The organism is Citrobacter sp. Igbk 16 (genome assembly GCF_028069755.1).
Taxonomy (GTDB): domain Bacteria; phylum Pseudomonadota; class Gammaproteobacteria; order Enterobacterales; family Enterobacteriaceae; genus Citrobacter.
In genome coordinates this window covers 54,064-79,418 of sequence record NZ_JANEWJ010000002.1, presented here as the reverse complement: position 1 = coordinate 79,418, position 25,355 = coordinate 54,064, and the positions used below count along the sequence as shown (strand labels likewise).

Here is a 25,355-nt window from a genome sequence, read left to right as displayed (position 1 = left end):
CAGGAATCACCTATATGAATGCTCCATTTACTTATGCATCGCCCACACTCAGCGTAGAGGCACTTAAGCATTCTATTGCCTACAAGCTGATGTTCACGATTGGTAAAGACCCGGTCATTGCCAATAAACATGAGTGGCTGAACGCCACATTGTTCGCGGTGCGCGATCGTCTCGTGGAGCGCTGGCTGCGTTCTAATCGTGCGCAATTATCCCAGGAAACTCGCCAGGTCTATTACCTGTCTATGGAGTTCCTGATTGGCCGCACGCTTTCCAATGCACTGTTATCATTGGGTATTTATGATGATGTCAAAAATGCGCTGGAAGGCATGGGGCTGGATCTTGAAGATCTGATTGACGAAGAGAACGACCCTGGTCTTGGTAACGGTGGCCTTGGTCGTCTGGCGGCCTGCTTCCTTGACTCTCTGGCAACGCTGGGCCTGCCGGGACGCGGTTACGGTATTCGCTATGACTACGGGATGTTCAAACAGAACATTGTCGATGGCCGACAGAAAGAGTCGCCGGACTACTGGCTGGAATACGGTAACCCGTGGGAATTTAAACGCCACAATACGCGTTACAAAGTGCGTTTTGGTGGGCGTATTCAGCAGGAAGGCAAGAAAACGCGCTGGATTGAGACCGAAGAGATCCTCGCGGTGGCGTATGACCAAATTATCCCTGGTTACGACACAGACGCCACCAACACGTTGCGTCTGTGGAATGCGCAGGCCAGTAGCGAAATCAACCTCGGTAAATTCAATCAGGGCGACTACTTTGCGGCGGTGGAAGATAAAAACCATTCCGAGAACGTTTCCCGCGTGCTGTATCCGGATGACTCCACCTATTCAGGACGCGAGCTGCGCTTGCGCCAGGAGTATTTCCTGGTCTCCGCCACGGTGCAGGACATTTTGAGTCGTCATTATCAACTGCACAAAACCTACGATAATCTGGCAGATAAAATTGCTATTCACCTCAATGACACCCATCCGGTGCTGTCGATTCCTGAGCTGATGCGCCTGCTGATTGATGAGCACAAGTTTAGCTGGGACGATGCCTTTGAGGTGTGCTGTCAGGTCTTCTCGTATACCAACCACACGCTAATGAGCGAGGCGCTGGAAACCTGGCCGGTGGATATGCTGGGTAAAATTCTGCCGCGCCACCTGCAAATTATCTTTGAGATTAACGATTACTTCCTGAAAACGCTGCAGGAGCAGTATCCGAACGATACGGGTCTGTTGGGGCGTACTTCGATCATTGATGAGTCGAACGGCCGTCGCGTGCGTATGGCGTGGCTGGCCGTCGTGGTGAGCCACAAAGTTAACGGTGTGTCGGAGTTGCACTCTAACCTGATGGTACAGTCGCTGTTTGCTGATTTTGCAAATATCTTCCCAACCCGTTTTTGCAACGTTACCAATGGTGTGACACCGCGTCGTTGGCTGGCGCTGGCGAACCCGCCGCTTTCCAATGTGCTGGATGAGAACATTGGCCGTACCTGGCGCACCGATCTCAGTCAGCTCAGCGAGCTTGAGCAGCACTGCGATTACCCGCTGGTGAACCAGGCGGTGCGTCATGCGAAGCTGGAGAACAAAAAACGCCTGGCGACGCTCATTGCCCAGCAGCTTAACGTGGTGGTGAACCCGAAATCGCTGTTTGATGTGCAGATTAAGCGTATTCACGAGTACAAGCGTCAGTTGATGAACGTGCTGCATGTGATTACCCGCTACAACCGCATTAAGGCCGATCCTGATGCCGAGTGGGTGCCGCGTGTGAATATTTTTGCCGGTAAGGCGGCTTCGGCCTATTACATGGCGAAGCACATCATTCACCTGATCAACGACGTCGCGAAGGTGATCAACAACGATCCGCAAATTGGCGATAAGCTGAAGGTGGTGTTTATTCCTAACTACAGCGTCAGCCTGGCGCAGGTGATTATTCCTGCCGCCGACCTGTCTGAGCAAATCTCACTGGCCGGGACCGAAGCCTCCGGGACCAGTAATATGAAATTTGCTCTTAACGGTGCGCTGACCATCGGCACGCTGGATGGTGCTAACGTTGAGATGCTGGAGCATGTGGGGGCAGAGAATATCTTTATCTTTGGAAATACTGCGGAAGAAGTGGAGGCGCTGCGTAGTCAGGGTTACAAGCCGCGTGAGTATTACGAGAAAGATGAAGAACTGCACCAGGTGCTGACGCAAATTGGCAGTGGCGTATTCAGCCCCGAGGAGCCGGGACGCTACCGTGACCTGGTGGACTCACTGATTAACTTTGGTGACCACTATCAGGTGCTGGCGGACTATCGCAGCTACGTTGATTGCCAGGACAAAGTTGACGAACTGTATCGCCACCCGGAAGAGTGGACCACGAAGTCGATGATAAATATCGCCAATATGGGCTACTTCTCATCGGACAGGACGATCAAAGAGTACGCCGAGAACATCTGGCATATTGATTCGGTGCGGTTGTAACACACGATGCCGGGGGCGCTTCGCTTGCCCGGCCTACGTTTATCTACTTTTGTAGGCCGGATAAGGCGTTAGCCGCTATCCGGCAAAATGCCCGGGGGCGCTTCGCTTGCCCGGCCTACATTTATCTACTCTTGTAGGCCGGATAAGGCGCTAGCCGCCATCCGGCAAAATGCCCAGGGGCGCTTCGCTTGCCCGGCCTACATTTATCTACTCTTGTAGGCCGGATAAGGCGTTAGCCGCTATCCGGCAAAATGCCCGGGGGCGCTTCGCTTGCCCGGCCTACGTTTATCTACTTTTGTAGGCCGGATAAGGCGTTAGCCGCCATCCGGTAAAATGCCTGGGGGCGCTTCGCTTGCCCGGCCTACGTTTATCTACTTTTGTAGGCCGGATAAGGCGTTAGCCGCCATCCGGCATTTTTATCAGGAGGCCAGAGATAGCTGGTGTTTCTCAACGTATTCTGCCAGCCACTGTGTCATGCGGGACTGCTGTTCGGCAGTTAGCCACATCCCTTCTTTCGTACGACGCCACAGTGCATCTTCTGCACGGCGAACCCACTCGTGCTCGACCAGGTATTTCAGCTCGGCTTCATAGAATTCATGGCCAAAGTCTTCGCCCAACTCGGCAACCGAAGTCGCTTCGCCGATGATCCATTCCGTGTTGCTGCCATAGGTGCGTGAATAATGGCGCGCCAGCGACTCGGTCAGGAACGGATAGCGACGGCGCAGTTTTGCCGCGTAATCCTCACGATCGCCACCAATATCACCGCCTGGCAGGATGCACTCTTTGGTCCATGCTGGCCCAATGCCCTGATAGTAAGACGACAGTTTTTCCATCGCGTGTTCGGCCAGTTTACGGTAGGTCGTCAACTTGCCGCCGAAGACGGACAACAGCGGAGCTTTGCCGTTTTCATCATGGATATCCAACGTGTAATCACGGGTGATAGCCTGTGGTGAGTCTGATTCGTCATCGCACAGCGGACGCACACCTGAATAGGTCCAGACGATATCGTCACGGCCCAGCTGTTTCTTAAAGTGCGCGTTGTAGACTTTCAGCAGGTAATTGATTTCGCTTTCATCAATTTTCACCGCTTTGGGATCGCCTTTGTACTCCACGTCGGTCGTCCCGATAATCGAGAACTCATCCATCCATGGGATAACAAACACAATACGTTTATCTTCGTTTTGCAGGATGTAAGCCTGCTTCTGGGTATGCACGCGCGGCACCACAATGTGGCTGCCTTTAATCAGGCGGATACCGTATGGTGATGGCAGATGCATGCCGTCGTCGAAGAACTCTTTTACCCACGGGCCGGTGGCGTTGACCAGACCGCGCGCCTGCCAGGTGTGTTTTTTACCGGTATCGATATCTTCAGCTTCAACAACCCACAGACCATTTTCACGACGAGCGGAGGTGGCGCGGGTACGGGTTAATACTTCCCCACCTTTACGCACCACCATTTGGGCGTTTGCCAAAACCAGACGTGCATCGTCTACCCAGCAGTCAGAATATTCGAAACCGCGCACAATCTCGGGTTTCATTACGGAATCCGCGCCAAAACGCAAACCGGTCGAGCCCGGCAAACTGGTGCGTTTGCCCAGATGATCGTACATAAACAGACCAATACGGATCATCCATGCCGGACGCAGGTGCGGGCGGTGGGGCAGGCGAAAGCGCATTGGGAAGGCGATATGCGGTGCCATTTTCAACAGCACTTCACGTTCGGCCAGCGCTTCGCTAACCAGGCGGAATTCGTAGTGTTCCAGGTAGCGCAGGCCACCGTGGATGAGTTTGGAACTGGCGGAGGAGGTCGCGCAGGCTAAATCCTGTGCTTCCAGCATCAGCACGGATAAACCGCGTCCAGCGGCATCTGCCGCGATACCGGCACCGTTGATGCCTCCACCTATCACAATCAGATCTTTGGTTTCCATGCTGGCCTCTCGCACTTTCGTTATAGCTCATTAATGTTCGTTATCGAGCATAATAGCAAAGAATCGCGCCATTGGTAACATCGGATAAACAATTTACAGTGATACATATAACATTATGGCGTTTACCTGCTCAGGCAACGTACACTGGAGGGTAATATTGGTTACCTGCCAGAACATAAGTAGAACTTAAAAAGAGAACACCATGGATCAGTTTGAATGTATCAATGTCGAAGAAGCCCATCAGAAACTACTGCACGGAATGGCGGTGCTGGTGGATATTCGCGATCCGCAAAGTTATGCGATGGGTCACGCGCCCCAGGCGTTTCATCTGACGAACGATACGCTGGGGACGTTTATGCGTGACCACGATTTCGATACCGCCGTGATGGTGATGTGTTATCACGGCAACAGCAGTAAAGGTGCGGCGCAGTATCTGCTTCAGCAAGGTTATGATGCGGTTTACAGCGTCGACGGCGGCTTTGATGCCTGGCATCGACATTTTCCTGCAGAAGTGGCATACGGTTCGTAAGCTAACAAAGATGCAGCCTGAAACAGGCTGGGTCTATATACTGTCCTCTTTTGTGTGGAATAAGCGACAGCAACAATGTTGATGATTACTTCTTTTGCTAACCCCCGCGTGGCGCAGGCGTTTGTTGATTACATGGCGACACAGGGCGTTATTCTGACGATTCAACAACATCAGCAAACGGATGTCTGGCTGGCGGATGAGTCCCAGGCCGAGCGCGTGCGGGCTGAACTGGCGCGTTTTCTGGAGAATCCGGGCGATCCGCGTTATCTGGCGGCAAGCTGGCAGTCGGGCCAGACTGACAGTGGTTTGCGCTATCAACGCTATCCGTTTCTTGCCACGTTACGCGAACGTGCGGGGCCGGTGACCTGGGCGGTGATGGCCGCGTGTGTGCTGGTGTTTATCGCGATGAATGTGATGGGTGACCAGGCGGTTATGCTCTGGCTGGCATGGCCGTTTGATCCTACGCTGAAATTTGAATTCTGGCGTTATTTCACCCACGCGTTTATGCACTTCTCTCTGATGCACATTCTGTTCAACCTGTTGTGGTGGTGGTATCTCGGCGGTGCGGTTGAAAAGCGTCTGGGTAGTGGAAAACTGATTGTTATTACCGTGATCAGCGCCCTGTTGAGCGGCTATGTTCAGCAGAAATTTAGCGGCCCGTGGTTTGGTGGACTGTCTGGCGTGGTATATGCGCTGATGGGCTATGTGTGGTTGCGCGGCGAGCGTGATCCGCAAAGCGGTATTTTCCTGCAGCGTGGTTTGATTATCTTTGCTTTGATCTGGATTGTTGCCGGCTGGTTTGATCTATTCGGCATGTCGATGGCGAATGGCGCTCATATCGCCGGGTTGGCCGTGGGTCTGGCAATGGCGTTTGCCGATACGATGAATGTGCGGAAACGAACTTTGTAGGCCGGATAAGCGTTAGCGCATCCGGCAAAATTTCAGGGAACAATAATGAAGCAAACACAACGACATGACGCGATCATCGAGCTGGTAAAAAAACAGGGATATGTCAGCACCGAAGAGCTGGTGGAGCATTTCTCCGTCAGCCCACAAACGATTCGCCGGGATCTCAACGATCTGGCCGATCAGAACATGATTCTGCGCCATCACGGCGGTGCAGCGTTGCCGTCCAGTTCTGTGAATACCCCGTGGCATGACCGTAAGGCGACACAGACGGCGGAAAAAGAGCGTATTGCCCGTAAAGTGGCCACGCAGATCCCGAACGGCTCCACGCTGTTTATCGACATTGGCACCACGCCGGAAGCGGTCGCTCACGCGCTGCTTAATCACAGTAACCTGCGCATTGTGACCAACAACCTCAATGTGGCGAATACGCTAATGGCAAAAGAGGATTTCCGCATTATTCTGGCTGGTGGCGAACTGCGAAGCCGCGATGGTGGGATTATGGGCGAAGCGACCCTCGACTTTATTTCACAGTTCCGTCTGGACTTTGGCATCTTAGGGATAAGCGGTATCGACAGCGATGGTTCGCTGCTGGAGTTTGATTATCACGAAGTTCGCACCAAACGCGCCATTATTGAGAATTCACGTCATGTGATGCTGGTGGTGGATCATTCGAAGTTTGGTCGTAATGCGATGGTGAACATGGGCAGTATCAGCATGGTCGATGCGGTATATACCGACACGCTGCCGCCTGCTGGCGTGATGCAGGTCATTGCTGACCATCATATCCAGTTAGAGCTGTGCTAAGCGAATTCCAGGCCTGATACGCGTAGCGCATCAGGCGTTAACTAAACGCCATACCCCATCATTTTCAGCAGCTTCTGCGCATGTTGCACCGCATCCTGGCGGTGCGCCACGCCAAGTTTTTGGTACAAGTTGCGGATATGCGTCTTAATGGTCGTCGCAGCAACAGCCAGCTCACCGGCAATCTGCTCGTTGCTGTAGCCAGAATAAATCAGACCGAGAACCTGCCATTCACGTTGGGTCAGCGGGCTGGTACGGATCAGCTCCGGGACGTCCGGGTGGGTGAGCAGGCGTTCAACGAACCCTTCATCAAAGTGGGCGAATTTGTGGCGGTGATGCTGGTTAATCTCGCGCAAAATACGCTGCGCACGATGCTGCTCAAGTTCCGGTAATGTGTTGAGCTGAATCAGCTGGCGTAGCTGCTGCGCCATGGCCTCGCCTTCGATCACAAAGTGGCTGATGAACCCGGTGCGGTTCGCCAGTTGCAGGGCATCGAGCAACACCCGCTGTGCATCATTTTTACGCCCCGCTTGCCAGTACAACTGGTTAAGCAGCAGCAGGTTACGGTTAAGATCGCTCATCAGGCGCAGGTTACGCGCATTTTCGTTTAGTTCTTCCAGCACAATTTCTGCTGGTTCAAACTCACCCAGCAGGATCTGCGCGCGGGCAATGTTACGCCACTGGCTTTGCAGGAAGTGGTTGTTAGCGAATTCTGGTTTCGGCGTGTGGCGCAGCCAGTTGGCGGCGGAGTTTTTGTCACCGACCATTTGCCAGTAAATGACGCGCACCTTATCGGCGTTGGAGATCCAGTCGCTGTGATAGTGGCCGTTGCCCAGCAGGTTTTCCAGACGGTTGAGCAGGCTGCGAGCGTTATCAAGATCGCCCCGAGCCAGTGAACACTGAACCAGCAGCGCCAGGCACTGAAGCTGTTGCTGCGGCTGGAAGGTTGCAAGCAGTTCAATGCCGCTGCGGGCAGAGGCCTCTGATTCATCCAGACGCGCCCATGCCCACAGGAGTTGCGCCCGTATACGCACCAGAAATTCGTGCATCGGCAGCTGTTCCAGATGCTGCTCTTTAATCAGCTGGAACGCTTTTTCCTGTGTCTCCCAGGCGGCCTGTAAAAAGCCCTGGGCAAATAAAATTTCGCTTTGTTGGATCAGACTCCACAGCGCGTAATGCCAGACGTCATGATGACGCGCCATTTGCTCTGTTTGCTGCATCAACGCCAGAGAACGCGTGAGGTCGCCTTTACAGTGCAGGACTTCACCGTGCACTGACGTGGCAACGATACGACTATAAAACCAGGCAATCGGTAATTCATCCAGTGCCAGTTTTGCCAGACGTTCTGCCTCGTCCGGGTTGCCGTCGTTAATCGCTACCTGCGCACGCAAAGCGTTAAATTCGGCATGTAGCGTCTGTTCCATATCGCCTTTCATTTCCTGCTCTGCGCGAGCCAGCAGGGTGTTAACTTCGCTGTAGCGGTGTTGGCTTTGCATCAGCCAGGCCTGCAGCAGCACCAGGCGTGGATTTTCCAGCAGGCTTTCCCACGGCAGAGCTTTCAATGACTCTTCAAGTAATGCCAGTTCGCTGTGGTTAAACAGTCCCCACGCATGGTTCAGCAGAATGTCGCGCAGCATATGGGCGTCACCTGCCGCCAGCGCGTGGTGGATGGCTTCCGTCGGAAAACCTTGCGCCATCCAGCTTTCAGCGGCGGCGCGGTGTATTTCGGGAAGTTCGGTAGCTAACTCCCACTGGCAACGCTGGCGTAAAAAACTGCCAAATAGCGGGTGATAGCTAAACCATTCGCCGACATCATCCATCCGCTGCAGGAATAATCCCTGGCGCTCAATTTCCTCCAGCCGCATTTGGCCGTTTTCTTCGCCCGTGACCCGAACAATTAGCGCATCGTTCATCGAACGCAGGATGGCACTTTTTAGCAGGAAATGGCGGGTTCCGATATCGACGCTGTCCAGGACTTCATCGACCAGATAATCGGACAAATGGCTGGCGTTGATACCGGCCAGACGTCGTGCCGACTGGTGGGCGGAATGGTTGTTCTGACGGGCAGATAGGGCGATCAGCTGTAACGCCGTGGCCCAGCCTGCAACGTCATCGCACATGCGGCTACTTTCCGCAGCCTCAATTGGGGAGGACAGGCGGCGGTCAAAAAATTGTTTGGCTTCCTGGTGGTTAAAGGCCAGCTGCTGGCTGCCGATTTCCAGCAGTTGATCGCGTACGCGCAGGTTGGCAATGCCCAGTTGTGGTAGGTTACGCGACAGCACGACTAACGTCAGATTTTCCGGCTGATGGCGCAGGAAAAAACGCATTGCTTCGTGGATGGCTGGATTGGAGATCAGATGATAATCATCCACGACCAGATAGAGTGGACGATGCCACTCCGCCAGTTCAATGAACAACTGGGCAAACAGTGAGGTCAGGCTGGCATACTGGCGTTTTTGCACCATGGCTTCGCTGGTGGTGCAGTGCCCACCGGTCGCCTGTTGGATTGCCGCAATCAAATAGCTGGCGAAGCGCTCTTGCTGGTTATCGCCTTCATCCAGGGAGTACCAGCCTAATTCGTTCTTCCCCGCCGCCCATTGTGAAACAAGCGTTGTTTTTCCATAACCAGCAGGACTTGTTATCAGGGCAAGCCTGAAATTGTTCGCGCCGGAAAGTTTAGCCAGCAGGCGCTCACGAACCACCGTATGGTCGAGTCGAACCGGACGACTTAATTTAGACGGAATCAACATAAGTTAGTCACTTCACTGTGTGAATATGGGGGAAAACGATTTTTTTTGCGCTTCGTAATTAATAGATATAAGGTCGGCCAGATCGGGATTTATTGCAAGCTAAGCGGACTTTTTGTGTGTCTGATTTTGCACTATGTCACAAATCTATACATCTATTGCAATAATTGTTTTAAAGAGTCGCAACAGGCATGGTGACTGGATCCAGCGTTATTTTTACGGGGTGGAACAATTCCTCTTTTTTAATGTGGCTACTGTGGCGATGAATAAAAATCGATGAATTTTGTGCTCGACTTAAAACTTTCATGTGAAATATCTCAAGCAGAATATGTATTTCAGGTTAGAAACTATTTCTCCGTTTACATATTTTTTCTAAATGTCATCTTCCTGTTTGATATTGTCTGGATAATCTCTTTTGATTAATGCGAAAACCGCGATGCATTTCAGAGGGTATGCGGATAACCTGCGTATTTATCGGCCATAATTCCCCTCTTAAAGTGGCGGCGATCACATTTTAACGCTCATCCCCGCTCCTCCTCCCTGTCTAATCCCTGGCAGGATGAGGAAGGTCAACAACGAGCCTGGCAAACTAGCGATAACGTTGTTTATTACCTAAGGACCTGGAATCCCTATGTCACAGCCTACTTTCAACAAAGATCAATTTCAGGCTGCCCTGACACGTCAGTGGCAGCGCTTCGGTTTATCGTCGGCTCACGAAATGACGTCGCGCCAGTGGTGGCAGGCCGTGAGTGGGGCGTTGGCTGAATTACTCAGTGCCCAGCCTGCGGTGAAACCGGCAAAAAATCAGCGTCATGTTAACTACATCTCAATGGAGTTTTTGATTGGTCGTCTGACGGGGAACAACTTGCTCAATCTGGGCTGGTATCAGGCGGTGAGCGACGAGCTGAAAGCACACGACATCAACCTGACCGACTTGCTGGAAGAAGAAACCGATCCGGCGTTGGGGAACGGGGGGCTGGGGCGTCTGGCAGCGTGTTTCCTCGACTCGATGGCAACGGTTGGCCAGTCGGCGACGGGTTACGGCCTCAACTATCAGTACGGTTTGTTCCGTCAGTCATTTGCTGATGGTCAACAGATGGAAGCGCCGGATGACTGGCATCGCGGCAGCTACCCGTGGTTCCGCCACAATGAAGCACTGGATGTGCAAGTCGGGATTGGCGGTAAAGTTACCAAAGAGGGTCACTGGGAGCCGGGATTCACCATCACCGGCCAGGCCTGGGACCTGCCGGTACTGGGCTACCGCAACGGCGTGGCACAACCTCTACGTCTGTGGCAGGCCACTCATGCGCACCCGTTTAACCTGACCAAATTTAATGACGGTGATTTCCTGCGTGCGGAACAGCAGGGGATCGACGCCGAAAAACTCACTAAAGTGTTGTACCCGAACGATAACCATACGGCAGGCAAAAAGCTGCGCCTGATGCAGCAGTACTTCCAGTGTGCCTGCTCCGTGGCAGACATTCTGCGCCGTCATCATCTGGCAGGACGTAAACTGCACGAACTGGCCGACTACGAAGTTATTCAACTGAACGACACCCACCCGACTATTGCGATCCCTGAACTGCTGCGCGTGCTGATCGATGAGCATCAGATGAGCTGGGACGATGCATGGGCGATCACCAGCAAGACGTTTGCTTACACCAACCATACTCTGATGCCTGAAGCGCTTGAGTGCTGGGATGAGAAGCTGGTGAAAGCGCTGCTGCCGCGTCATATGCAGATCATCAAAGAGATTAATGACCGCTTTAAAAAACTGGTCGATAAAACCTGGCCAGGCGATGCCGCCGTTTGGGCGAAGCTGGCGGTGGTGCACAATAAACAAGTGCGCATGGCGAATATGTGCGTGGTCAGCGGCTTTGCGGTTAATGGTGTGGCGGCGCTGCACTCTGATCTGGTGGTGAAAGATCTGTTCCCGGAATACCACCAGCTGTGGCCGAACAAATTCCACAACGTGACTAACGGGATTACCCCGCGTCGTTGGATCAAGCAGTGCAACCCGGCGCTTGCAGCGCTGCTGGATAAGTCGCTGAAAAAAGAGTGGGCCAACGATTTAGACCAACTGATTAACCTGGAAAAATACGCCGACGATGCGAAATTCCGTCAGCAGTACCGCGATATCAAGCTGGCGAACAAAGAACGGCTGGTGAAGTTTATTAAAGCGCGTACCGGTATTGAGATAACGACTAACGCTATCTTTGATATTCAGATCAAGCGCCTGCATGAGTACAAACGCCAGCACCTGAACCTGTTGCATATTCTGGCATTGTACAAAGAAATCCGTGAAAACCCGCAGACGGATCGCGTACCGCGCGTATTCCTGTTTGGGGCGAAAGCGGCTCCGGGTTACTACCTGGCGAAGAACATCATTTTCGCCATTAACAAGGTAGCGGAAACCATCAATAACGACCCGAAAGTTGGCGATAAGTTGAAGGTCGTGTTCCTGCCGGATTACTGCGTCTCGGCGGCGGAAATGCTGATCCCAGCGGCGGATATCTCCGAGCAGATCTCGACGGCGGGCAAAGAGGCCTCCGGCACCGGTAACATGAAACTGGCGCTGAACGGCGCGTTAACGGTGGGTACACTGGATGGCGCTAACGTCGAAATCGCTGAGAAGGTGGGTGATGAGAATATCTTTATCTTTGGCCACACGGTGGAAGAGGTGAAGGCGCTGAAAGCGAAAGGCTATGACCCGGTGAAATGGCGTAAGAAAGACAAAGTGCTGGATGCGATTCTGAAGGAGCTTGAAAGCGGTAAATACAGCGACGGCGATAAACATGCTTTTGACCAGATGCTGCACAGTATAGGTAAGCAGGGCGGTGACCCGTATCTGGTGATGGCGGACTTCGCGGCCTACGTTGAAGCCCAGAAGCAAGTTGATGTGTTGTACCGTGACCAGGATGCCTGGACGCGGGCGGCGATCCTGAATACCGCGCGCTGCGGCATGTTCAGTTCAGACCGCTCAATCCGCGATTATCAGGCTCGTATCTGGCAGGCGAAACGCTAAGGAATCGCGATGGAAAGCAAACGTCTGGATAATGCCGCGCTGGCGGCGGGGATCAGCCCCAATTACATTAACGCTCACGGCAAACCGCAGTCTATTGGCGCCGAAACCAAGCGGCGTTTGCTTGAAGCCATGCATCGCACCACCGCCGCCACGCAGGTGGCGGTGACGCCGGTGCCCAATGTCATGGTGTATACCGCGGGTAAGAAAATGCCACTGGCGGTTGAAGGTTGCGGGGAGTTTAGCTGGCTGCTGACCACTGAAGATGGTGTGCAGCACAAAGGGCATGCCACCGGCGGCAAATCTTTTCACCTTCCGACGAAACTGCCGGAGGGCTATCACACGCTGACATTGACGCAGGGCGAGCTGCGCACTCACTGTCGCGTCATTGTGGCGCCAAAGCGCTGCTATGAACCGCAGGCGCTGCTGGAGGGGCAAAAACTGTGGGGCGCGTGCGTTCAGCTCTACACCCTGCGTTCAGAGAAAAACTGGGGGATTGGGGACTTTGGCGATCTCCGTACCATGCTGGTGGACGTGGCGAAACGCGGAGGGGCGTTTATCGGTCTTAATCCGATTCATGCGTTGTATCCGGCGAATCCGGAGAGCGCCAGCCCGTACAGTCCGTCTTCGCGTCGCTGGTTGAACGTCATTTATATCGACGTCAACGCAGTGGAGGATTTTCATCTAAGCAAAGAGGCGCAAAGCTGGTGGCTGAAACCCACAACTCAGCAAGCCCTGCAACGTGCGCGGGATGCCGAATGGGTTGATTATTCTGCCGTTACCGCACTGAAGATGACCGCGCTGCGCATGGCGTGGAAAGGCTTCTCCGCTCGTGATGATGAGCAGATGGCGGCATTTCGCCAGTTTGTGACTCAGGAAGGCGACAGCCTGTACTGGCAGGCAGCCTTTGATGCGCTGCATGCGCATCAGGTGAAAGAGGATACGTTGCGCTGGGGATGGCCGGTATGGCCGGAAGCTTTCCAGTCGGTAGATTCGCCGGAGGTCAAACAGTTCTGCGCAGAGCATCGTGACGAGGTGGATTTCTACCTGTGGCTGCAGTGGCTGGCGTATACCCAATTTGCGGATTGCTGGGAAACCAGTCAGGGCTTTGCCATGCCGATTGGGTTGTATCGTGATCTGGCAGTTGGTGTGGCAGAAGGTGGGTCAGAGACCTGGTGTGACCGTGAACTGTATTGTCTGAAAGCCTCCGTTGGTGCGCCGCCGGATATTCTTGGGCCGCTTGGGCAAAACTGGGGGCTGCCGCCGATGGATCCGCACATCATCACGGCACGGGCCTACGAACCGTTTATCGAACTGCTGCGTGCCAATATGCAGAACTGCGGCGCGTTGCGTATCGATCATGTGATGTCGATGCTGCGCCTGTGGTGGATCCCCTACGGAGAGACTGCCGATCACGGCGCCTACGTCCATTATCCGGTTGATGACCTACTCTCTATTCTGGCGCTGGAAAGTAAACGCCATCACTGTATGGTGATTGGTGAAGATCTGGGTACTGTGCCGGTAGAGATTGTCAGCAAACTGCGTGATAGCGGTGTGTATTCCTACAAGGTGCTCTATTTTGAGAATGACCATGAGAAGAATTTCCGCGCGCCAAAAGCGTACCCGGAACAATCAATGGCAGTCGCGGCGACGCATGACCTTCCTACGCTTAAAGGCTATTGGGACAGCGGCGACCTGACGTTGGGTAAAGCGCTGGGGCTGTATCCGGATGAGGTTGTGCTGCGGGGGTTGTATCAGGACCGGGAACTGGCCAAGCAGGGGTTGCTGGATGCGCTGCATAAGTACGGTTGTCTGCCAAAACGTGCCGGGCATAAGGCATCGCTGATGTCGATGACGCCGATCCTCAATCGCGGGATGCAGCGTTATATCGCCGACAGCAACAGTGCACTCCTGGGTCTACAGCCTGAAGACTGGCTGGATATGGCGGAACCAGTCAATATTCCGGGCACCAGCGATCAGTACAAAAATTGGCGACGTAAACTCACCGCCACGCTGGAGCAGATGTTTGCCGATGAGGGCGTGAACAAGCTGATTAAGGATTTGGACAGACGGCGAAAAGCGGCTGCGAAGAAAAAGTAAAAAAGCCGGGGATTTCCCCGGCTTTTTTATGGTGATAGCTCGTAGTATGTAGGCCTGATAAGCGTAGCGCCATCAGGCTGCCGGATGGCGGCTTTGCCTTATCCGGCCTACAAGCCGTCTCGATTAAACCACCATACCCAGCAGCAGACACCCTACCAGACCGCAGACGGAGATAATGGTTTCCAGCATTGACCATGACTTAATGGTTTCACCGATGGTCAGGTTGAAGTACTCCTTGAACAGCCAGAAGCCAGGATCGTTCACGTGGGAGAAAATGACGGAACCGGAACCTACTGCGATAACCATCAGCTCTGGGCTTACGCCGGTGGTCGCGATCAGCGGTGCCACAATCCCACCTGCAGTGATTGCTGCAACGGTTGCAGAACCCAGTGCGATACGCAGTACCGCAGCAATAGACCATGCCATCAGCAGCGGAGAAACGTTAGAGCCGTGCATCATTGAAGCGATGTATTTGTCGACGCCGCTATCAACCAGGACCTGTTTGAAGGCACCGCCACCACCGATGATCAACAGCATCATCGCGATGATTTTGATTGAGGACACCAGCGTGTCGTTAATCTGATCCATCGAACGTCCACGGTTCAGACCAAACGTGAACATCGCAATCAGCACCGCGATAAGCGTAGCCATGACCGGGTCACCGAGGAATTCTGCCACCGTCAGGAAAGCATGACCTTTTGGCAGAATCATCTCCGCGACGGCGCGCATCGCCATCAGAATGACCGGTACCAGAGAGGTCCAGACGCTGACGCCAAAGCCCGGCATTTCTTCCTCAGTGAAGGTTTTCGCGCTGTACAGACCTTCCGGGATCGGTTTATCGATGCCTTTCAGGAAACGTGCGTAGACCGGACCTGCGAGAATGACGGTCGGGATTGCCAGAATCGTACCAAACAGCAGGGTTTTACCCATATCGGCGTGGAAAATGGTCGCGATAGCGGTCGGACCCGGGTGCGGCGGCAGGAAGCCGTGAGTCACGGACAGCGCAGCGGCCATCGGCACACCCACGTACAGCAGCGGAATATTTGCAGCAGCAGCGATGGTGAATACCAGCGGCAGCATCAGCACGAAGCCGACTTCGTAGAACAGGGCAAAACCAACAGTGAAGCCGGTTAATACCACCGCCCATTGAATGTGTTTTTTGCCGAATTTAGCAATCAGCGTGGTCGCAATACGCTGCGCGCCGCCGCAGTCTGCCAACATTTTGCCCAGCATGGCGCCAAAACCCATAATCAGGGCGAGGCTGCCAAGGGTTCCGCCGACACCGGCTTTAATAGAACCAATGACTTTATCCAGTGGCATCCCTTGCATCAATCCGACAGCAAGCGCCACCAGGACGAGAGCGATAAAACCGTTCATTTTGAAACGGATCATCAGGAGGAGTAACAAGATTACACCGATAGCAACGATGACTAATGGCATGATTTACCTGGCCTTTGCTTTGTTATGGGTAACGTCAGTGTTTAGATGACAAATTCCGATTGTCCCGACCGGGAACAGAGTATTCACAGCACCAATGCTGATTGCCTGTAAAACTAATCAGTTTAGCTGGCTGTTATGTGCGTCTTGGGTGCTGATATGAATGATACGGGTAACATACTGCGCTTGAAAATCACCTGGACAGGCAAAATTTAAATTATGAGAAGCGGGTCAAATTATGGAGGGTTTTATTGCAGGAATGTAACAGAGGAATGTTGGCCTGGTTAGGTCGAGGGCCGGATAACGCGTTAACGCGACTATCCGGCATCAATGCCCGATGACGACGCTGATGTGTCTTATCGGGGCTGCGAATACTCTACTGGCCTGGTCGTTAGTAGTAAGAATGCTCGCCACGCTGGTGTTCGGTTAAATCACGAACGCCTTTCAGTTCGGGGAATTCAGCCAATAGCTGTTTTTCGATACCTTCTTTCAACGTAACGTCGACCATTGAACAACCGTTACAGCCGCCGCCAAACTGCAGAATGGCGAAGCCTTCATCGGTAATTTCCATCAGAGAGACACGACCACCGTGGCCAGCCAGCTGTGGGTTGATCTGCGATTGCAGCATATACTCCACGCGTTCCATCAACGGCGCATCATCGGCAACTTTGCGCATTTTTGCGTTCGGTGCTTTCAGGGTCAGCTGAGAACCTAATTGGTCAGTGACGAAATCGATTTCTGCATCTTCCAGATACGGTGCGCTCAGTTCATCAACATATGCGGTCAGCAGAGAAAATTTAATGGCGGTGTCGGTTGCTTCCACGGCGTCCGGCGGACAATAAGAAACGCCACATTCAGCGTTAGGCGTGCCGGGATTGATCACAAATACACGGATTTGTGTCCCTTCTTCCTGATTTGCCAGCAGTTTGGCAAAGTGCGCTTGTGCAGCATCGGAAATATGGATCATAGTAATGGCCTAATAGTTGACTATTTTACTTGGTTATAATACGCCCATCATCGAGGCTCTACAAGGTTCGACACAGGCACCATACCTGGACAGTCGCCGCGCCGTTGCGTAAAAGCAGCTGCGCGATTTCCGCGACGGTACTTCCGGTAGTGACGACATCATCCACAATAACCATATGGAGTCCCTGCACCGGCAATTCAAGGCAAAAGGCGTTTTTCAGGTTACGTTTGCGTAACCGGGCGCTGAGATGGTGTTGTGTGGCGGTCGCCCGCACCCGTGTTATGGCCTGGCTGTTCCAGTCACAGCCTAGCCAGCGTGCTAAAGGACGGCATAGCAAGTCACTTTGATTAAATCCCCTGCGCCAATGACGACGTTGCCAGAGCGGTACGCTGATGAGCCTGTCTGGCAGGGGGGAACCGTGAGTGCGTCGGGCCTGCAATACCTCCAGCAACAGCAGACGTGCAAGCGCAGGGGCTATTTCGTTGCGTCGTGAAAATTTAAGCTGGTGGATAAGCCCGCTTACTGGAGGAACATAGTCACTGACTGAAACCAGGCGCTGCCACGGCGGCGGTTTTTGCAGGCAACGACCACAGGGAACCGAGGTGTGAATGGCTGGTAGTCCGCACTGTGGGCACAGACTGTCATGCTGGCGTATTGCCTGTGTGCAGACTGAGCAAATCCCCCAATGCCCCAACCTCAGCGGCATTCGGCATAGCCAGCATAATCCTGGTACTGTTAGCATAGAGACATCCTTGTTAGCTAAAAGAGAACAGTAACTGATGAATGACATCTGGTGGCAGACCCAGGGTTCGGGAAATTGCCATCTTGTGCTGCTGCACGGATGGGGACTGAATGCAGAGGTGTGGCATTGCATAAGCGAGGAACTGAGCTCGCATTTTACACTGCATCTTGTCGACTTACCGGGATTTGGCCGTAGTCAGGGTTTTGGCGCGATGTCGCTGGAAGAGATGGCTGAACGGGTATTAAGACAGGCTCCGGGGGAAGCCATCTGGCTCGGCTGGAGTCTGGGCGGTCTGGTGGCGAGTCAGGTAGCATTGACCCATCCTGAGCGCGTTCAGGCGCTGGTGACGGTTGCCTCTTCTCCCTGTTTTAGCGCGCGCGAAACGTGGCCGGGCATTAAACCAGAGGTACTGGCTGGCTTCCAGCAGCAGCTAAGCGAAGACTTCCAGAAAACGGTAGAGCGTTTTCTGGCATTGCAGACGATGGGCACGGAAACCGCGCGTCAGGATGCACGGGCGCTGAAGAAAACGGTACTGGCGCTCCCCATGCCGGACGTCGACGTGCTCAATGGTGGACTGGAGATCCTGAAAACGGTCGATCTACGTGAACCGCTGTGTGCGTTAAACCTGCCGTTCCTGCGCTTATACGGTTATCTCGATGGCCTGGTTCCGCGTAAAGTGGTGCCAATGCTGGATGCTCTGTGGCCGAAGAGTGAGTCACTGGTGTTTGCTAAAGCCGCTCATGCGCCGTTTATCTCGCATCCTGCCGAGTTCTGCTCTGCGCTGGTGACGTTAAAACAGCGGTTATAAATCCGTTGCGTTGCCCGGCACAGCCACGCTTGCCGGGCCTGAGATTAATGGCTACGCGTAGCCAGATCCTCAGCGGTCAGACCGGTAATTCTGAAGATGGTCAGCGGGTCTATACCATCAGCCTGCATGGTTGATGCAATACGTAAAGCTTCCTCTCGTTTACCTTGTTGCAGACCCGTTTGTAACCCCTCTTTTAACCCTTTTCTATGACCTTCCTGAAGACCATTAAGGTGCCCTTCCTGACGTAATCTTTCGGCGATAGTCATCAACTTTTCCTTATGTTGGGGTAAACGTTCGGCGACTTCATGAAGAAATTCGCTAAAATGTGTGGTGTTCCCGGCCTGGATTAAATAATTAAACAAGGCTTTCAGCTGGTTGTCATTAGCGTGTCCTTTAACAAGCAGGATGGCCAGTTTTTCTACCAGCCCCATCAAATCGCGTTTACGAATATGTTTTTGGATAAGTTCCAGCAGCGCCATCCGGCGATGCTGCATGATCTCGTCATCGGGCACGACGGTGATATCGATCAGTGGAAACGCGGTGCTATAAAGTTGTCTGGCGGATTTTGGGTCATCAAACTCGTCCAGCCAACAAAGTGAGTAGGGGTATGGGCTTGCTGAGCCATGATAAAAAAGCATAGGTATCACCAGCGGGAGTTTCTTGTGGCCTGCAGCCAAATGCCGATGCATTACCGCAATGGCATAACGCATTAGCCGAAACGCCATATGGGCATCGGCGGTACTCTGATGCTCAATGATGGTGTAAATATAGCCATCGCCTTCGCATGTTTTTAACGACCACAGTACATCAGAGTAGTATGCGCGCAAATCGTCCTCAATAAAGCTGCCCGATTCCAGTTGTAGCGTTTTCAGATCGCACAGTTTTTGCAAAGAGGCTGGAAGATGGAGCTGAAGAAAGTCACGTGCGGTCGCTGGGTGGTTTAAGAACGTTTTGAAAATCGCATCATGTGGCGTAGTAGAAGTGTCAGTATTCATGGCGATCCGTCACCTGAGAAACAAGATGACGAGACTCTACTTTCCTGGTCGCCAGTAATCATCCATGAGTTGATAATGATGCGCGGCAGGCTGAAGGATAAATCTGTTTTGCTGAAACAAAGACCTTTTAGTGGAATCCATTACGCAAAAAGCCGGATATCAGCGTAAACGCTTTATCCGGCCTGAACATTTGCAGTTATTTGTAGGCCGGATAAGCGTAGCGCTATCCGGCAAAGAGCAGCTGATTAGCGCAAAGCCCACCACTCGCGCAGGCAAGCTTTGCCTTCCGGACAACTCTTGCAACTTCCGGACAGACACCCATCAGCATCCTCCTGAATCCGCACCGCTTTGCCCATCTTCTCTAACTGATTCAGCATGGCGTCAATCATTGGCTGCGGGGTATGCAGCGTGTGGCTAATTTGTTTCGCCTCCATACGCCCCCGCAAAGCCAATAAATCACGAACCTGAATAAGTGATGCCATTGTCGATAACCTTAGTGGCAATCGCCAGTCGTGCTGGAACAGCAGGAACTCGCCGTTCTGTTGGTTGCCAGCAGTGCGAGGTCCACGCGGCTACGAGCTCGACGCAGCAGGCCCAGCAACACGATGTTAAACAGGATGACCGCTAAAATGCACACCAGGCTGTAGGTCGGGTGCTCTTTGTAGCTGACCGTCTGATAAAACAGCGTCGACAGAGAGTAGGCGATATTCAGGCCCCACAGAATCGAGAAGCTCATCCAGCCACGGCTGGATTCACGTGCGATGGCGCCCATCACTGAAATGCACGGTACATACAGCAGAACAAAGATCAGGTAGCTGTATGCGGCGGCGGCGCTGCCAAATTTCTCGCCCATCACGCCCATTGCGCCGGTAGCCATTTCACCGTCGCCTTTGCTGGCTTCGATAGGGTTAGCCAGCACGCTCAGGCTGAAAGTGTCTTTCAGGCTTTGCCAGGTTTCATCTACCGCACTGAGCAGCTCGTCACCGAGGTGGAAATCTGCCGGGTTGAACTCTTCTTCCTGAATGTTTTCTGCGGTATAGAGCGTGTTCAGCGTACCGACAACCACTTCTTTCGCCATCGCGCCGGTGAACAGACCTACGGTTGCCTGCCAGTTATCTTCGTGAACACCAATCGGTTTAAAGACAGGGGTAATAACGCGGCTAACGGAAGCCAGAGCTGAGTCGTTGATGTTGTCGACGATTTTTCCGCTCAGTGAGAAGCTGTTAAAGGCGCTGAGGAAAATACTGACGATGATGATGACTTTACCTGCACGCAGAACGAAGCCTTTCAGACGTTGCCAGGTCTGAATAATCAGACTTTTGATGTGCGGTACGTGGTAAACCGGCAGTTCCATCACAAACGGCGTTGCTTCACCACGCATGATGGTGTGTTTGAGCATCAGGCCGGTCAACACCGCCATAACGATACCTAGTACGTACAGCGAGAAGACCGCCAACGCGCCGTTCTGACCAAAGAACGCGGCGGCAAAGACAGCGAAAATCGCCAGACGTGCGCCACAGGACATAAACGGTGCCATCATGATGGTCATCAGACGCTCACGCGGGGCGTCCAGCGTACGTGCGCCCATCACTGATGGTACGTTACAGCCAAAGCCGACGATCAGCGGGACGAACGATTTGCCCGGCAGTCCCAGCGCCTGCATTAGTCGGTCCATCACAAACGCGGCGCGTGCCATGTAACCTGAGTCTTCAAGGAAGGAGAGGAACAGGTACATCATGCCGATTTGCGGTACCAGCGGTAGCACGGTGTTAATCCCGCCGCCAAGGCCCTGGGCCAGGAAGATGGTTAGCCAATCCGGGAAATGTAGCGTATAGCCAATCCACTGAATACCATGGATAAAGAGCGCTACGGAGCCAACATCAAACAACGGTTGCAGCGCGCCGCCAATGTTGATGGCGAGCAGGAACATCAGGTACATCACGAACAGGAAAATCGGCAGACCGAGGAAGCGGTTGAGGATAATTTTATCTACCGCGGTGGTGAAACGGCTCGGCTCTGCCGTCAGGGTATTACTGACGGTATCGCAGATAGCGGCAATGCACTGGTAACGCGCATCGGCAATATGCAGCGCCGGGTCGTCCATTGTCTCGCTCAGACGAGCAACCGCGGCATCAAGATTTTGTGCTGCATCACCGGCGTAAGCACGGCTGTAGATATCGCCTTCCAGCATCTGCAGGCCCAGCCAGCGGCGCTGTTTAAGCGGCATATCTTTAGCCATCGCATCGGCGAGGGTATCAGCTTCTTGCAGCAGTGGCTGGGCATAATGGACCAGCTCGACGGTGTCGTTTTCTTTGTAGCGATCGATCGCCAGCTTCAGTGCTTCAATGCCGCGGGCGCGGGTGGAAACCAGCGGAACCACCGGGCAGCCAAGACGAGCGGAGAGGGCGTCGATATCGATACGGATTTGCTGCTTCTCAGCAATGTCCAGCATGTTCAGCGCGACGATGCAGGGGATGCCCAGCTCAAGCAGTTGCAACGTCAGGTAGAGGTTGCGTTCAAGGTTTGAAGCATCGACCACGTTGATCAACAGATCCGCATCACCGCTTAAAATGTAGTGACAGGCAATTTGCTCATCGAGAGAGGTTTGAGATGAGATCGTCGTCAGAGAATAGGTGCCGGGTAAATCGACCAGCGTGACCTGATGGTCAGTGGTCGCGAAATGACCTTCTTTACGCTCGACGGTCACACCAGCCCAGTTACCCACACGCTGACGTGCACCGGTGAGTTGGTTGAATAAGGTTGTCTTGCCGGAATTAGGATTACCAATTAAACCAATGGTTAGTTTTTTCATTTTTATAGACTCACTGTATTAACAGGAAACCGCTTCCACTTCTAATAACGCCAGATCCTTCTTACGCAATACCAGACTTACACGACGCGTTTCAATATGAATAGGATCGCCGAGCGGGGCGACGCGAACCACATTGAAGGACGACCCGGGCAGCATGCCGAGGGATAACAGTTTCTGTCGATAAGCCGGGCTGATTTCACGAGCAAAACCGGTAATTTTCCACGCACTGTCAGGAGTGAATTGCATAGGGACCTACTTATATCTCGCTAACTGGATGATTACCTCATGGGGCGACAGGGCGGCATGAGACCAGATGATTAGCCAACGTAAGGAAAGAGTAAATAATCAACAAATCAATGATAATGAGAATGGTTTCTATCATCAATAGAATAAATGTGACGGAATGTACAATTGGATAATAATTTGAGCCAATTTTGATATTCCTCAATATTTATTCTGGTTGGGAACGAAGGATGCGCGGAAGTAATTATTGGGGATCTTAATGTTTAATTAAGGTTTCATCTGTTAATAAAGTGATAAATATATTGTGGAACAAAGCGAGGCATAGATTAAATATGCCGGATGTCGACGCTCATGCGTCTTATCCGGCCTACGAATTAATTGCGCCAACCCGGCCGGACAGGGCGTTTACGCCGCCATCCGGCACATGGTTTAAACTTAGCGCTTTTTACCCATTGCCGCCGCCAGCGCATCCATCATCGCGCTGTTGCCCGCAGGCTGTGCCTCACGGCCACGCGGTTTCGCCGCTTTTGGTGCCGGGCGATTGCCCTGAGTGCGTTCGTTATTCCCGCCGCCGCGACGCGCATTAGTTTCACCCGGCTGCTCGTCCAGACGCATGGTCAGCGCGATACGCTTACGCTGCAGGTCAACTTCCAGCACTTTCACCTTCACAATGTCGCCCGCTTTCACCACGGTGTGTGGATCTTCGACGAACTTATTCGACAGTGAAGAGATATGCACCAGACCATCCTGATGAACGCCGATATCAACAAACGCGCCGAAGTTGGTGACGTTGGTGACTGCGCCTTCCAGAATCATTCCCGGCAGCAGATCGTTCATGGTTTCTACGCCATCGGCAAACTGCGCGGTTTTAAACTCAGGACGCGGATCGCGGCCCGGCTTTTCCAGCTCTTTGATGATGTCGGTGACGGTCGGCACCCCGAAGCGTTCGTCGGTGAAGTCGGACGCTTTGAGATGACGCAGCGCGTCGCTGTTGCCCATCAGGTCACGCAGCGATTGCTCGGTGGCGGCCAGAATGCGTTCCACTATCGGGTAGGCTTCCGGGTGAACCGTGGAAGCGTCCAGCGGGTTGTCGCCGTGGTTGATACGCAGGAAGCCCGCGCACTGTTCAAAGGCTTTTGGCCCCAGACGACTGACTTTTAGCAACTGCTGACGGTTCTGGAACTGGCCGTTCTCATCACGCCAGGCGACGATGTTTTGCGCCATCATGCGGGTCAGGCCGGCAACGCGGGTCAGCAGGGGGACGGAGGCGGTGTTCAGATCAACGCCGACGGCATTTACGCAGTCTTCCACCACCGCATCCAGCTTACGGGCAAGCTGAGTCTGGCTAACGTCGTGTTGATACTGGCCCACACCGATGGATTTCGGATCGATTTTCACCAGCTCAGCCAGCGGATCCTGCAGACGGCGAGCAATAGATACTGCGCCACGCAGCGACACGTCGAGATCCGGGAACTCCAGTGCAGCCAGTTCAGAGGCAGAGTAAACTGATGCACCAGCTTCGCTGACGATCACTTTCTGCGCGGTGACTTGCGGGAACTGTTTTTGCACATCAAGGTAGAAGCGTTCGGTTTCGCGCGACGCCGTACCGTTACCAATTGCTACCAGCTCTACGTTGTACTTCTCACATAACGCCGCAACGGCAACGGCGGCTTTGGCAGCCTGACCGGTATGTGGATAAATAGTGTCGGTGGCGACCAGCTTGCCGGTACCGTCAACAACAGCCACTTTTACACCGGTACGCAGGCCCGGATCGAGACCCATTGTGGCGCGCAGTCCGGCCGGGGCCGCCATCAGCAGGTCGTGCAGGTTACGGGCAAAGACGTTGATTGCTTCATCTTCCGCGCGTTCGCGCACAGTGCCCATCAGTTCGGTTTCGAGGTGCATCAGCACCTTAATGCGCCATGTCCAGCTGACAACGCCTTTACGCCAGCTGTCTGCCGGTGCGTTGTTCAGTCGCAGGCCAAGGTGATCCTGAATGATTTGCTCGCCGTGGCTCTCTTTCGGTGGCTCATCGAACTGCGGATCGGCATTTAGAGACAGCTGTAAGATGCCTTCGTTACGGCCGCGGAACATAGCCAGCGCACGGTGAGACGGCACGGTAGAAATCGGTTCGTGGTGATCGAAGTAGTCGCGGAATTTCGCGCCTTCCTCTTCTTTACCGCTTACCACGGTGGAAACCAGATGCGCGTTTTTCCACAGGTAGTCACGCACTTTCGCCAGCAGTGCGGCATCTTCAGCGAAGCGTTCCATCAGGATGTAACGTGCACCGTCAAGGGCCGCTTTGGTATCCGCCACACCGTTGTCGGCGTTGAGGTATTTGGCCGCTTCTGTTTCCGGGTCGTGAGACGGCGCGTTCCACAACAGGTCTGCCAGCGGCTCCAGTCCGGCCTCAATGGCGATTTGCCCACGGGTGCGGCGTTTAGGTTTGTACGGCAGATAAAGGTCTTCGAGTTCGGTCTTACTTAACGTGCCGTTGATAGCGTTTGCCAGGTCGTCGGTCAGTTTGCCTTGCTCGCCGATAGATTTCAGGATCGCCTGACGGCGGTCTTCCAGTTCACGCAGATACCCCAGACGGGTCTCCAGATTACGCAGTTGCGTATCATCCAGACCGCCGGTGATTTCCTTACGATAACGTGCGATAAACGGCACGGTGTTCCCTTCGTCAAGCAGGCGAACGGCAGCTTCTACCTGTTCTGCACGAGCCTGAATTTCACCTGCGATAATGCGGCAGAAAGAATCATTCATCATGGATAGCTTCGTCTATAGGATAAAAAATCAGGGGATAGTTATACGGACTGACTGGCAAAAATGCCAGTCATCTACAGGGGCTTC

17 protein-coding genes are annotated in these 25,355 nt (G+C 53.4%); 7 read left to right on the top strand and 10 right to left on the bottom strand.

The window, feature by feature from the left end; all coding sequences use genetic code 11:
* Positions 1-14: 14 nt before the first annotated feature.
* Positions 15-2,462: a glycogen phosphorylase gene (gene glgP, locus NNO03_RS02045; RefSeq protein WP_271448672.1), complete on the top strand. Its 2,448-nt coding sequence runs from the start codon at positions 15-17 to the stop codon at positions 2,460-2,462.
* Between the two features lie 419 nt (positions 2,463-2,881).
* Here the strand turns inward: glgP and glpD are convergent, their stop codons facing one another.
* Positions 2,882-4,390 carry a glycerol-3-phosphate dehydrogenase gene (gene glpD / locus NNO03_RS02040; RefSeq protein WP_271448671.1) on the bottom strand — a complete coding sequence of 503 codons (1,509 nt, stop codon included), beginning with the start codon at positions 4,388-4,390 and terminating at the stop codon, positions 2,882-2,884.
* A 202-nt stretch (positions 4,391-4,592) separates the two neighbouring features.
* Between glpD and glpE the strand changes: the two genes are divergently transcribed.
* The 3 genes from glpE to NNO03_RS02025 all read left to right on the top strand — a co-directional run bounded on the left by glpE (position 4,593) and on the right by NNO03_RS02025 (position 6,632).
* Positions 4,593-4,919: a thiosulfate sulfurtransferase GlpE gene (gene glpE, locus NNO03_RS02035; protein ID WP_006687428.1), complete on the top strand. Its 327-nt coding sequence runs from the start codon at positions 4,593-4,595 to the stop codon at positions 4,917-4,919.
* Between the two features lie 75 nt (positions 4,920-4,994).
* Positions 4,995-5,828, top strand: a complete 834-nt coding sequence (glpG, locus tag NNO03_RS02030; protein ID WP_271448670.1) for a rhomboid family intramembrane serine protease GlpG — start codon at positions 4,995-4,997, stop codon at positions 5,826-5,828.
* Positions 5,829-5,873: 45 nt separating this feature from the next.
* A complete protein-coding gene (locus NNO03_RS02025) occupies positions 5,874-6,632 on the top strand; it encodes a DeoR/GlpR family transcriptional regulator (RefSeq protein WP_003023499.1) in 759 nt (252 codons plus the stop codon).
* A gap of 41 nt (positions 6,633-6,673) precedes the next feature.
* Here NNO03_RS02025 and malT read toward each other — a convergent pair whose 3' ends face one another.
* The gene (malT, locus tag NNO03_RS02020; RefSeq protein ID WP_202037548.1) at positions 6,674-9,379 is read right to left on the bottom strand and encodes an HTH-type transcriptional regulator MalT; all 2,706 of its coding nucleotides are present in this window, start codon (positions 9,377-9,379) and stop codon (positions 6,674-6,676) included.
* Between the two features lie 628 nt (positions 9,380-10,007).
* Here malT and malP point away from each other — a divergent pair.
* Together malP and malQ are read left to right on the top strand one after the other, a co-directional pair.
* On the top strand, positions 10,008-12,401 hold the full coding sequence (gene malP / locus NNO03_RS02015; protein WP_271448669.1) for a maltodextrin phosphorylase: 2,394 nt from the start codon (positions 10,008-10,010) through the stop codon (positions 12,399-12,401).
* A 9-nt stretch (positions 12,402-12,410) separates the two neighbouring features.
* On the top strand, positions 12,411-14,498 hold the full coding sequence (gene malQ / locus NNO03_RS02010) for a 4-alpha-glucanotransferase (protein ID WP_271448668.1): 2,088 nt from the start codon (positions 12,411-12,413) through the stop codon (positions 14,496-14,498).
* Between the two features lie 123 nt (positions 14,499-14,621).
* On the opposite strand, the gene gntT is transcribed toward malQ, so the two are convergent.
* The 3 genes from gntT to gntX form a co-directional block, all read right to left on the bottom strand.
* Positions 14,622-15,938 carry a gluconate transporter gene (gntT, locus tag NNO03_RS02005; RefSeq protein WP_003023507.1) on the bottom strand — a complete coding sequence of 439 codons (1,317 nt, stop codon included), beginning with the start codon at positions 15,936-15,938 and terminating at the stop codon, positions 14,622-14,624.
* Positions 15,939-16,326: 388 nt separating this feature from the next.
* On the bottom strand, positions 16,327-16,902 hold the full coding sequence (gene nfuA, locus NNO03_RS02000; protein ID WP_271448667.1) for a Fe-S biogenesis protein NfuA: 576 nt from the start codon (positions 16,900-16,902) through the stop codon (positions 16,327-16,329).
* Between the two features lie 58 nt (positions 16,903-16,960).
* Positions 16,961-17,644, bottom strand: coding sequence for a DNA utilization protein GntX (gene gntX, locus NNO03_RS01995; protein WP_271448666.1), 684 nt, complete (start codon positions 17,642-17,644; stop codon positions 16,961-16,963).
* A gap of 37 nt (positions 17,645-17,681) precedes the next feature.
* On the opposite strand from gntX, the gene bioH reads away from it, so the two are divergent.
* On the top strand, positions 17,682-18,452 hold the full coding sequence (gene bioH / locus NNO03_RS01990; protein ID WP_271441386.1) for a pimeloyl-ACP methyl ester esterase BioH: 771 nt from the start codon (positions 17,682-17,684) through the stop codon (positions 18,450-18,452).
* A gap of 44 nt (positions 18,453-18,496) precedes the next feature.
* Here bioH and NNO03_RS01985 read toward each other — a convergent pair whose 3' ends face one another.
* The 5 genes from NNO03_RS01985 to NNO03_RS01965 form a co-directional block, all read right to left on the bottom strand.
* Positions 18,497-19,447: an Rpn family recombination-promoting nuclease/putative transposase gene (locus tag NNO03_RS01985; RefSeq protein WP_271441387.1), complete on the bottom strand. Its 951-nt coding sequence runs from the start codon at positions 19,445-19,447 to the stop codon at positions 18,497-18,499.
* Between the two features lie 245 nt (positions 19,448-19,692).
* Complete coding sequence (feoC, locus tag NNO03_RS01980; RefSeq protein ID WP_038634895.1) at positions 19,693-19,929, bottom strand: [Fe-S]-dependent transcriptional repressor FeoC; 237 nt, start codon at positions 19,927-19,929, stop codon at positions 19,693-19,695.
* 11 nt (positions 19,930-19,940) lie between these two features.
* Positions 19,941-22,259 (bottom strand): Fe(2+) transporter permease subunit FeoB, encoded by a 2,319-nt coding sequence (feoB, locus tag NNO03_RS01975; RefSeq protein ID WP_181510048.1) that lies wholly within the window; start codon positions 22,257-22,259, stop codon positions 19,941-19,943.
* 18 nt (positions 22,260-22,277) lie between these two features.
* A complete protein-coding gene (gene feoA, locus NNO03_RS01970; RefSeq protein WP_003023519.1) occupies positions 22,278-22,505 on the bottom strand; it encodes a ferrous iron transporter A in 228 nt (75 codons plus the stop codon).
* A 432-nt stretch (positions 22,506-22,937) separates the two neighbouring features.
* The gene (locus NNO03_RS01965) at positions 22,938-25,271 is read right to left on the bottom strand and encodes a Tex family protein (RefSeq protein ID WP_271448665.1); all 2,334 of its coding nucleotides are present in this window, start codon (positions 25,269-25,271) and stop codon (positions 22,938-22,940) included.
* Positions 25,272-25,355: the final 84 nt, after the last annotated feature.